The organism is Pseudomonas reinekei, from assembly GCF_001945365.1.
Taxonomy (GTDB): domain Bacteria; phylum Pseudomonadota; class Gammaproteobacteria; order Pseudomonadales; family Pseudomonadaceae; genus Aquipseudomonas; species Aquipseudomonas reinekei.
In genome coordinates, this window is the sequence record NZ_MSTQ01000027.1 from 57019 (window position 1) to 67651 (window position 10633).

A 10633-nucleotide genomic window follows, 5' to 3' on the forward strand; every position below is an offset into this window, starting at 1 on the left:
ACTCCGATGATCATGTGCTCGAATTAGTCATGATGAGATTGAGGAAGGTTGGGACATGGTCAATCTGCTGATTCAGGCACTGACATTGATTAGTGGCCTGGTGGTAAATTTTGTTATTCCTGGTTTATATGGACTCGAAGCCTATGGCGAGTTCATCAAAGTCAACGTGCTGGTTTTTTTATTTCAAAAACTGCTGGACATAATCAACGAGCAACTTCTCGCAAGCGTTGAACCCGAATATATTCTTGTCACTTCGTTATTTATGGCAATTCTGATTTTCTTGCTCTTCAGCGGATTAAGCCTGTTGACGGACCTGGGCAATCCATTGCTGCTCAGCGTGATGCTGCTCAGTTCAGCTTGCCTGCTGTCACTTTTTGGACTGAGACTTTACCGCTGGATCGTCTGGTATCTAGTTTTATTTCTGGGCGTTTTCTTTACCGCCCTATTTGTCAGCCATCAGAACATCTGGTCGCTGAGCATCGCAGAAATTCTGAGTCTGACCAACTTGATCCCTTGCCTTTTGGCATTGGTCGCGCTGTTTACTCACGGAGCGAAACTACCGTTTGGCAAGCAATTGAGATCAACGCTCTGGCAGGTCATTACCCTTCTGCCGCGCATGATTTCCATCACTCTTTTTTTCAACCTGTTCACTAACATACTGCCCTACATACTCTCGAAAATCCTACCGGTTCGTGAACTGGGGCTGTTTCGTGTGATTGTGTCGATCATTCAGTCAGCGACCAGTCTTTTTCCCATTAATGTCAGGGCAGTATTTGTTTCATTCATATCCGGAGGCCAACGCCAGGACCAGTACCGGATCATTATGTCGATCGCCTTGATGTATTTCGCACTGGTAGGGCTGTTCGGTTATTTCGTATCGTGGCTCTTTCCCAAGTACTCGGGCTATCTGGTACTGCTTCCTTGCCTGCCGGTTCTCTACTGGACGGTGGTGACGGAGCGATATCTAATTGCCTCGGGTTTTCAGCGTAGGATTGTTGCAATCAACGTGTCCCTGGGATGTCTTGCCGTAGTTTGCATGATCTTTTTCGTACAGGGGCTTGAGGCCGCAAAAGTATTCTATGCACTGGGTTTCTCGACTTACCTGCTGACATTGCATCTGCTCTGTCGTCCCGGCATCCAGCTTCCTGTGATCTTTTGGGTGGCGATACTTTCCCCTCTTTCGATAGTCATGGCCAACGTTAGCCTGATCTGCGGCATTTTATATATGTGCTCACTGTTGATCATCGCAACGTGGACTCTCCGTCTGCGCCTGGCAGATTTCCGCAAATTGAGGTTTTGAGAATGAACGCAGTCACGCTTTATCGAATTGGCCACTGGTTCTATCAACGAAAGATCCCATTTATTCCGATGCTCATTCGAAATTTCATCTTTTTGATTTTCAATTCGTACATTCCTGTTTCCGCGAGCATCGGCAATGGCTCGATCTTTGCGTATGGCGCAATAGGCGTTGTGCTCCATGCAAACTCCAAAATCGGTAGCGGCTGCGTGCTGGGCCAAGGCATCACGATCGGAGCGGCGGAAGGCTTTGCGTCCAGCGAAATCAACAAATGCCCGGTGATTGGTGACAACTGCTACATTAGCGCGGGTGCAAGAATAATTGGCGACATCAAGATTGGTAACAACTGCCAGATCGGCGCTTCCGCAGTCGTATTGAAAGACGTACCAGACAACTCCGTCGTTGTTGGAATCCCTGCTCGCATTGTTGGTCAGACGCCTGCTGACTTCAAAGCAATTCGGCCTTGAAAGATAGCTGGAGGACAATGATGAACGAATCATATTTTATTAAAAACAGTTGCGCGATTGCTGCTGGCGCGGGAACTGCCATTCTTCTTTCACAAGATCCTGGAGCTGTGTTCTATATCGGTGCCGCCGGCGCTCTTCTCCTTCTCCTCATGGCACTGAAGTCTCCTTGGCACGGTTTACTGGCGCTTTTTCCAATGGCATTTGCCATGCGCCCTGCCCCCACCTCACTGGGCCTGCAGGAATTATCATTTGCAGCATTGCTGGCCATCATTTTTGCAGTCAGTGTGTTGCAGCTCCTGCGCACATACGAAATAAAGGATGCACTGAAAATATTCGCCGCTCCCATGCTAGTCGGCTTTCTGGTATTGGGCATCAACTTGGCGATTGCCCTGCACAATCATGTTCCCCTGTCAGACTGGTTGAGGGGTGTCATTCCTTTCCTTTTCATATACGCACTGATACCTGTCTGCATATTGGTCAGTCATGATCACGCCCGAATTTACTGGGTGGGCGGTTCGGTAGCGACGCTGATTTTCCTGACCGCCGGATATATAGTTTTTTACTACTTCTACCAAGGCATCTGGAGACCCTACTGGATCGACCCTTCAGACGCTCAGGCCATCAAGCTTACAAAAGAAGCCGCCTCACACAATGCCAATGCTATCGGCCCTATGCGCGACCGCATAACCATGCTCTTGGCGCAAGCGACCGACAGTCTTCTCCCCGTGGGAATGGTGGCCGGATTTGTCACTTGTATCCTGTCGCGACAGAAGCAGATCACCGCTATCAGCGCATTGATGTCCCTGCTTTGCATGACCGCCGTACTGATTACCTTCACACGCAGCATGCTGTTGAGCGCACTACTGGTAATCATGCTGTTTTCCGCGTTTATATTCGTTTTCCACACAAAACTTCGGAAGAAATTGATTGTCAGCGCAGTCGCGCTGGGCATCTGCGGATTGCTGTTCATTTTCTCTACAGGCATGCAGCAGATCTGGCTCGGCAGGATGAGCCTTCTGATCGAGTCCGGAATAGAGGCCGTCGTCAACTGGAAGCCAGAGCCAGAAAGTGGCAGCGGCATGGCTCAAACCAAAGAAAACGCCGACTTCAATGTCACCTCACGCGTTGTAGAGTATGGCATTGCGTGGGACATGTTTAAATCGCACCCGATTTTGGGTAACGGGCTGGGTGTCAAGCATGAAATGCGCTGGGAGACCTCCAGCGGGGAATCATTTACCCAACGGGTAGCTTATATACACAACTGGCCGCTCTATACCTTGATGGTGGGTGGGCTGTTAGGAATTATTACTTATGCGCTGGTCTTGTTGGGCCCGATTTTCTCCAGAGTAACGTCAATCAGAATCGAGTCAGCCCACTGGACAATTCTTCGAACCGTGGTATTGACCATGGTGATATACGGCCTGTTCTTTGCCGTTTTCCGCCTGATCACTTTCAACTTGCTACTCGCTACCGCCTGGGGCCTGATTCTCACTCAGACGCTCTCGCGAGCGCCAAAAAATCAAAGTAATGATAGGAAGAGTGCAGAATCAGGCGCGCCTTCGGTTACCCCGTCGTCGCCCATGCAAAGCACTGCCGATAAAAAAAACACGGAGCTACAGGGATAATGTGCGGTTTAAGTTTTTTTTGTGTTAAGCAGTCCGTTTCCGACGCCAACAGCCAGTTGGAAGCAAGTCTTGCAGTCACAAAACATCGGGGACCGGATGCCTCTGGAACATACTTCACTACCGTTGCAGATTTTCAGACAGGGCTCGGCCATAACCGGCTGAGCATTCTGGATCTGACAGCCGCCGGCAGTCAGCCAATGCATGCCGGGAATGGCATCAGCATCATTTTCAATGGTGAAGTCTTCAACCATCACGAGTTGCGAGACGACCTGGTTGAAAGGGGTTACTCCTTCAACGGCACCTCCGACACTGAAGTCATCCTCAAGCTTTATGTCGAACACAAGGAAAATGCCTTCAAGCTGCTGCAAGGGATGTTCTCGCTGGTCATTCTCGACGAAATCGCCAGGAAGTTCTTTATTGCCAGAGATGTAGTGGGCATCAAACCGGTTTACTACTACACGAATGCCAACGGCTTTTACGCTTGCTCAGAAATACGCGGCCTTAAAAGCTATTCCGAGGTCGTCTCCGAAATCGATCACGATGATGTGTTCGAATTCTTCAACAACGGGTTCATCTACGAACCGAATACCGGCTACAAGGCAATCAAGAAAGTACAGCCGGGAACCTATATCGAATTTGATATGGCTACGGGAGGCAGTACAACCGTATGCTACCAGAGAATCATCAACTTCAATACTCAACGGTCCATTGCAGAAACGATAGAATCCGCGGTCACTCGTCAATTGGAAGCTGATGTTCCAGTAGGGGTGTTCTTCAGCGGCGGAGCAGACTCGAGCATTCTCGCGAACTACACAGGTGATGCAGATCTATTCTTTGCAAAATACGAGGAAACGGAAGATTCCGCAGTGGACATGAAGTTTTCCACCGACATCGCCGATCATTTGGGTAAAAAGCTTAAAGTTACCGAAATTATCGATGCAAACAACAATCCCTTTGAATCGATTGACTTCGTGGCAAAAAACACCGAAGAACTAGTGTCCGATTATACGTTCTGGGCCACCTACCAGCTGTCTGTAGAAGCCAGAAAAAGCGGATACACGGTGATGCTCAGCGGAATGGGCGGCGACGAAGCATTCGCGGGTTACCCGCGATATAAAGTCCTCAAGCACCATAAGCTGATCCGCGCGAGCTGCCCGCTGCTCAAGTCATTGCTGAAGCTCAAACTCTTTCCAAAAAAACTCGATAAGAAGTTCGAGCGACTCGTCTCGTATGCTCAGGAAAGCTATTGGCCTCTGGCCTATTCACGAATGCTCGGCTATTTCTCAAAACAAGAGCTCAGCAAGTTCTTCTCCAACTATTCGACGCTGGAGAATACGTACAAACAGCGTTTGGATAATACACTCGCTCAATATGATGGCGATGTGAACGATAAGGTGAAGTGTGCACAACATTTCGATATGACCGGATTCTTGAGTCACAACCTGGGTGTTTCCGACAAGGCAAGCATGCTGGCGAGCATTGAACTCAGAGTACCGTTGCTGGATGAGCGCGTCGTTGCCAATGGGTTCGCCACTTCCAGCGCGGACCTACTAAAAGACGGCGCTCCTAAAGCCCCGCTCAAAACGCTCTTGAAAAGCCTCCTCCCCTCCGCGCTGGTCAACCGTCCAAAGACCGGGTTCAACCCTCCCCTGGATGGAATTATCCTGCGCCTGGGCGCAGATCGACTGGCATCTGAGCTTGAGCGAATCTACCAATTCCTCAATCGCGAGGAAGTTGAGAGGTTGATAAAGAGTCACTTTTCCGGTGCCGCCAACAACACCTACAAACTGTGGCAGCTCCTGTACTTTGAGCGCTGGCTTAAATTCAATTTCGCCTGAGTTGGTCGAAAACACATTACATCGTTTGAACCATTTGAATCAGTGACTCATATGCGCAACCCACGGAAAGCCCAGCTCTCGAAGCTCTACCACACTGCCAAGGTACTGCGACCGGAGCAGATTCTTTATCGAATCTACTATCGTTTTGCCAAGATAAAGCCGTATACCGCAACAGCCGTCAGCAAAAACCCATTATTTGATCTGGCCAATCCACCCCGCTGGAGTTCATCGCGCATAACCGGAGATGGACAGTTCGATTTCATGGGCAGCAAGGCGCCCATTCAATGGCATAATGAGACGATGCCAAAGATCTGGCAATATAACTTGCATTATCTCGATCACCTGGCCGCCCGTCAGGAGCATCCTATAGCCCTGTCGGAAACGGAACTGGTCAACGGCTGGATCGCCGCCAACCCGCCGTTCGACGGCTGTGGCTGGGAACCTTATACCCTGTCACTCAGGATCGTTAATCTGGTCAAGTGGTTGCAAATGCAGCCTCATCTGAATTCGCTGTGGCTGGAAAGCCTCGCAGTGCAGACACATGCACTGTCACAACAGATTGAATATCACATCCTTGCAAATCACTTGTTTGTGAACGGCAAGGCGCTTGTGTTCGCAGGCAGTTTTCTGCAAAACGATCAGGCCGAGAAATGGCTGAAAACCGGACTGAAGATTATGGACCGGGAGATAAAGGAGCAATTCCTGGTAGATGGGGCGCACTACGAACTATCGCCCATGTACCACGCCTCCCTGCTTTGGGATATGTGCGACCTGCTCAATCTGGCGCTCAACGCCAAAATCAACGCACTGAAAAGCCGCGCACCCGAATGGCGCAAAGTGATTGAGCAAGGAATTATCTGGCTGCGCAGCATGCAGCATCCCGATGGCGAAATACCATTTTTCAACGATTGTGCCTTCGGCATTGCTCCGACGTTGCGCGATATTGAAAACTATTCGGCTTTGCTGGACTGCCAGCCACCAGCGGACGCATCGGGCGCATCTTCGTTTGGCGCGATTTGTCATGCCGAGAGCGGCTATGCTCAGATAACATTCGACGAAGGCAGCAAAGCACTTCTGAACCTTGCCCAGGTCGCTCCTGCTTATCAGCCGGGACATGCTCACGCGGATACTTTGAGCTTCGAGCTGAGTGTTTTCGGGCAGCGGGTATTCGTCAACTCTGGAACGTCGCAATATGGCGAAGACAGCGAACGTCATCGTCAACGCAGCACCGCGGCGCATAACACCGTCGAGATCGATGGCGAAAACTCATCGGAGGTATGGGCCGGATTCAGAGTCGCCCGTCGCGCAAATGTCAGCCTGACCACATTCGAGAGTTCCGGAGATACCGTGCGTATCGTTTGTTCGCACGACGGCTACAAGCGCCTGAAGGGAAAGAACCTGCACACACGGGAGTGGACCGCATCAACGAACACTTTAAAAATCAACGACTCTGTGAGCGGAGTTTTTGACAAGTCGATCGCAAGATTCCACTTACACCCTGAAGTGTCAGTTATTCAGAATGACAACAATCTAACGATCACCCTTGCTTCGGGAGAAGTTGTCTCTGTTTCCATTTCGGGCGCGGCTGCCATCAGGATTGCGAGTACAACCTGGCACCCGGAGTTCGGCAAGTGCGTGGCAAACCAATGCATTGTTGCCGAGCTATCGTCAGACACACTTATTACCCGCGTAAAGTGGTGAGGTTTATTTGAAACTTTTAGTCCTGAGTTTTTATTATCAACCGGATTTGTCTGCCGGCTCATTCCGCACTACGGCGCTGGTAAAAGCGTTACTGGACAAATTGCCGGGAGATGCCCACATCGAGCTGATAACGACGTTGCCCAATCGCTATAGCTCGTTCAGCAGAGAGGCGCCCGAGCTTGAAGAGCACCCGCGCCTGACAATACGCCGTGTCGCCTTGCCTGCCCACAAAAGCGGGATGGTTGATCAGGCCAAAGCGTTTATAGTCTATGCAAGGCAGGCGCGCAGCATCGTTCGTGGTAAACACTACGATCTGGTTTATGCAACGTCGTCGCGCCTGATGACCGCTACACTCGGCGCGGTTATCGCTCGAAGTAAGAAAGCGCCTCTATACCTCGACATCCGCGACATTTTTGTAGACACCATCAAGGACGTTCTACCTGGAAAGATGGTCCGTTTTATCAAACCGATCCTCTCTTTGCTCGAACGCTTCACAATAAAGTCGGCGCGGAAAGTCAACCTGGTATCCGTAGGTTTTCTTCCTTACTTCAAATCTAGATATCCGGACCAGTCGTACTCGTTGTTTACCAACGGCATTGATGACGAATTCCTTAGCCTACCGATCATACAAACTCAAAATAACCAGGGCCGTGTCCTGAATGTGGTGTATGCGGGAAATATCGGGGAAGGCCAAGGACTTCACAACATAATCCCTCAACTGGCAAAACGTTTTGACGGAACGTTGCGATTCAAGGTGATCGGTGATGGCGGCCGGCTGACAGCCTTGAAAGAAGCCATCAGTGCTTCGGACTGTAAAAATGTCGACCTGCTGAGCCCGATCAAACGCGACGAGTTGATTAGCGTCTATCAGTCAGCAGACATCTTGTTTTTGCACTTGAACGACTACGATGCATTCCGCAAGGTGCTACCGTCAAAGCTGTTCGAATACGCCGCGATGGGGAAACCAATTTGGGCAGGCATTTCCGGCTATGCGGCAGAGTTTGTCTCAGAGCATGTCGAGAATGCTTCGGTGTTTGCCCCTTGCGATGTAGACGCGGCATTTGAATCATTCAAAAAACTTAAAGCTTCAGCAACGCCACGCACTGCGTTCCTTGCTCGCTTCGCCAGAGCAAACATCATGGGCGAAATGGCAGTTGAGGTAATTTCTGTATCGGAGAAGTCTTGATCATGCGCATTTTACTGACAGGCGCGACAGGCTTCGTAGGCCGCGGCCTGACTCCAGTGCTGCTTCAACAGGGGCACGAGGTCAGTGCTGCCGTACGTAGAACCACATCCGATCTGGACTCGCGTGCAACTCAAGCATTGATAAACGATTTGTCAGCCAGGCAAAACTGGCAATCCTTGCTGAGCGGGCACGATACCGTGATCCACTCGGCTGCTCGCGTACATGTCATGAGTGACAACTCGTCCGATCCGCTCGCCGAGTACCGTAAAACCAACGTCGAAGGCACTCTTAACCTTGCGCGCCAATCCGCTGAAGCAGGCGTCAAAAGATTCCTGTTCCTCAGTTCAGTAAAAGTCAACGGTGAGGGTACAAAGCCAGGCAACCCTTTCCGTGCCGACAGCCATCCTGCGCCCCTTGATCCCTATGGGATTTCAAAACTGGAAGCAGAACAGGGACTACGTGCACTCTCCGCTGAAACCGGTATGGAAGTGGTAATCATCCGTCCCGTACTGGTTTATGGACCCGGAGTCCAAGCCAACTTCCTCAGCATGATGCGCTGGCTTTACAAAGGCTTTCCATTACCTTTCGGCGCCCTTCATAACCAACGCAGTCTTGTCGCACTGGACAACCTCACGGACCTGATCGCAACTTGCGTAATCCATCCCAATGCGGCAAACCAGACGTTCCTGGTCAGTGATGGCGAAGACCTGTCAACCACCCTCCTTCTTCGACGTATGGGTGCTGCACTTGGCAAGCCTGTCCACATGCTGCCCGTACCTGGTTGGATCCTTGAAACCGGCGCATCGATACTGGGCAAACAAGCGATCGCTCAGCGATTGTGCGGTTCACTTCAAGTTGATATTGAAAAAACATGCTGCCTTTTGGACTGGATACCTCCTGTCTCAGTCGATGAAGCGCTGCGCAAAACGGCTAAACACTTTCTGGATCTGCAAATCAAATGAATATGTGGTGGTTATTACCGGCTTGCGCCGTCATAGCACTTTTGTTGACCGGAGCCTTACGGCAATACGCTTTAGTACGAAGCCTCATCGATGTGCCCAATGCCCGAAGCTCCCACGCTGTCCCGACACCAAGGGGCGGTGGCGTCTCAATCGTAGTGAGTTTTCTGGCTGCGCTGATGTTTGCAGCAAGCATGGGGGCCGTTGCCTGGCCCATTACATGGGCCTTGCTGGGAGCCGGTATCGGTATCGCCGTACTCGGCTTTATGGATGATCATGGTCACATCGTTGCCCGCTGGCGTTTGCTGGGGCATTTCATCGCCGCTAGCTGGGCACTCTACTATGTAGGTGGCTTACCACCGCTGGCGATCTTCGGATTCGTATTCGATCTGGGTTGGTTCGGCCACGTGCTGGCTGCGTTTTATCTGGTCTGGTTGCTGAATCTCTACAACTTCATGGACGGCATCGACGGCATTGCCAGTGTTGAAGCCATCTGCACCTGCCTGAGTGCAGCATTGCTTTATTGGCTGACAGGAAACGGGGCACTTGCACTACTGCCGCTTCTGCTCGGCTTTGCGGTGTCGGGCTTTCTGTACTGGAATTTCCCAGCAGCCCGAATCTTTATGGGAGATGCCGGCAGTGGATTCCTGGGGATCACCTTGGGTGTGTTGTCGCTGCAGGCGGCATGTGCTGCACCACAACTGCTGTGGAGTTGGCTGATCCTGTTAGGCGTATTCATTGTAGACGCAACATGGACCTTGTTCCGCCGCTTGCTGCGGGGGGACAAGGTGTATGAAGCTCATCGCAGCCATGCTTATCAATTCGCCTCTCGCCAGTATAAAAAGCATCTGCCGGTTACGTTGACAGTTGGTGCCATCAACCTCGCTTGGCTGTTACCAATTGCTATTTTGGTGACCAGCGGGTATCTGGACGGCCTGCTGGGTGTTCTGATTGCCTACACACCATTGGCTTTGCTGGCAGTAAAGTTCAATGCTGGTGCTAAAGAATAAAATCGAGAACTTGCGCTTTAGTTGGTCGTATCTGCTCGGTAAAATCTGAAATCAGATCGCGGATTGTCGGCGCAATTTCGGTACGCGATAAAATATCAATGGAATAAGAAGACCGATGATAAAACCCGCCAGCAACGCTGCGAATGCAATGACAGATACAGGTAGATGTGGGACGCCCCAGCCAAGAAACGTAAGCGCTCCATGAACCCCACATTCAAAGCCGCCACCTGATCCCCGATGCTGTGCTCTCGATTCCTTTCCGGAGCCAGCACCTCATGATGCGTCCCGACGCAACAGTCGAAAAAGTCTATCTCTACCCCAAACCCGTCGACTTCCGAAAATCCATCGATGGCCTCGCCGCTCTGGTCGAACTGGACATTAAGGTCGCGGTGTTTGACCCGGTACTTTTCGTGTTCCTCAACAGTAAGCGCTCCATAAACCCCACCTGTTCAAAAATAGGCGGCGCGCTTAGCTAAGCGATGCGGGCGAGCAGTTCCACGGCAGCAAGGCTTCGTAATCTTCAACCGAGGTTGCCTGTGGCAGGCGCTCA

9 protein-coding genes are annotated in these 10633 nt (G+C 51.0%); all 9 read left to right on the forward strand.

What is annotated here, in order from left to right; all coding sequences use genetic code 11:
• The first annotated feature begins 55 nt into the window (after nucleotides 1–55).
• The 9 genes from BVK86_RS27340 (at nucleotide 56) to tnpB (ending at nucleotide 10559) form a co-directional block, all read left to right on the forward strand.
• On the forward strand, nucleotides 56–1300 hold the full coding sequence (locus BVK86_RS27340) for a hypothetical protein (protein WP_075949346.1): 1245 nt from the start codon (nucleotides 56–58) through the stop codon (nucleotides 1298–1300).
• 2 nt (nucleotides 1301–1302) lie between these two features.
• Nucleotides 1303–1764: a serine O-acetyltransferase gene (locus BVK86_RS27345; protein WP_075949347.1), complete on the forward strand. Its 462-nt coding sequence runs from the start codon at nucleotides 1303–1305 to the stop codon at nucleotides 1762–1764.
• A 20-nt stretch (nucleotides 1765–1784) separates the two neighbouring features.
• Complete coding sequence (locus BVK86_RS27350; protein ID WP_075949348.1) at nucleotides 1785–3389, forward strand: O-antigen ligase family protein; 1605 nt, start codon at nucleotides 1785–1787, stop codon at nucleotides 3387–3389.
• Nucleotides 3389–5227, forward strand: a complete 1839-nt coding sequence (asnB, locus tag BVK86_RS27355) for an asparagine synthase (glutamine-hydrolyzing) (RefSeq protein ID WP_075949349.1) — start codon at nucleotides 3389–3391, stop codon at nucleotides 5225–5227. Before BVK86_RS27350 ends, asnB begins: the two co-directional genes overlap by 1 nt.
• Before the next feature lie 51 nt (nucleotides 5228–5278).
• Nucleotides 5279–6928: a heparinase II/III family protein gene (locus BVK86_RS27360; protein WP_075949350.1), complete on the forward strand. Its 1650-nt coding sequence runs from the start codon at nucleotides 5279–5281 to the stop codon at nucleotides 6926–6928.
• 7 nt (nucleotides 6929–6935) lie between these two features.
• Nucleotides 6936–8114, forward strand: a complete 1179-nt coding sequence (locus BVK86_RS27365; RefSeq protein ID WP_075949351.1) for a glycosyltransferase family 4 protein — start codon at nucleotides 6936–6938, stop codon at nucleotides 8112–8114.
• 2 nt (nucleotides 8115–8116) lie between these two features.
• A complete protein-coding gene (locus BVK86_RS27370) occupies nucleotides 8117–9076 on the forward strand; it encodes a UDP-glucose 4-epimerase family protein (protein WP_075949352.1) in 960 nt (319 codons plus the stop codon).
• Nucleotides 9073–10083 (forward strand): MraY family glycosyltransferase, encoded by a 1011-nt coding sequence (locus BVK86_RS27375; protein ID WP_075949353.1) that lies wholly within the window; start codon nucleotides 9073–9075, stop codon nucleotides 10081–10083. Before BVK86_RS27370 ends, BVK86_RS27375 begins: the two co-directional genes overlap by 4 nt.
• A gap of 275 nt (nucleotides 10084–10358) precedes the next feature.
• Nucleotides 10359–10559 (forward strand): IS66 family insertion sequence element accessory protein TnpB, encoded by a 201-nt coding sequence (gene tnpB, locus BVK86_RS27380; RefSeq protein ID WP_075949354.1) that lies wholly within the window; start codon nucleotides 10359–10361, stop codon nucleotides 10557–10559.
• The last annotated feature ends 74 nt before the right edge of the window (nucleotides 10560–10633 follow it).

What these genes read in the sequence shown, in the direction of transcription:
- BVK86_RS27375 (WP_075949353.1), top strand. Translation starts at nt 9,073, where the DNA reads ATGAATATGTGGTGGTTATTACCGGCTTGCGCCGTCATAGCACTTTTG.
- BVK86_RS27350 (WP_075949348.1), top strand. Translation starts at nt 1,785, where the DNA reads ATGAACGAATCATATTTTATTAAAAACAGTTGCGCGATTGCTGCTGGC.
- BVK86_RS27340 (WP_075949346.1), top strand. Translation starts at nt 56, where the DNA reads ATGGTCAATCTGCTGATTCAGGCACTGACATTGATTAGTGGCCTGGTG.
- tnpB (WP_075949354.1), top strand. Translation starts at nt 10,359, where the DNA reads ATGATGCGTCCCGACGCAACAGTCGAAAAAGTCTATCTCTACCCCAAA.
- BVK86_RS27370 (WP_075949352.1), top strand. Translation starts at nt 8,117, where the DNA reads ATGCGCATTTTACTGACAGGCGCGACAGGCTTCGTAGGCCGCGGCCTG.
- BVK86_RS27345 (WP_075949347.1), top strand. Translation starts at nt 1,303, where the DNA reads ATGAACGCAGTCACGCTTTATCGAATTGGCCACTGGTTCTATCAACGA.
- asnB (WP_075949349.1), top strand. Translation starts at nt 3,389, where the DNA reads ATGTGCGGTTTAAGTTTTTTTTGTGTTAAGCAGTCCGTTTCCGACGCC.
- BVK86_RS27360 (WP_075949350.1), top strand. Translation starts at nt 5,279, where the DNA reads ATGCGCAACCCACGGAAAGCCCAGCTCTCGAAGCTCTACCACACTGCC.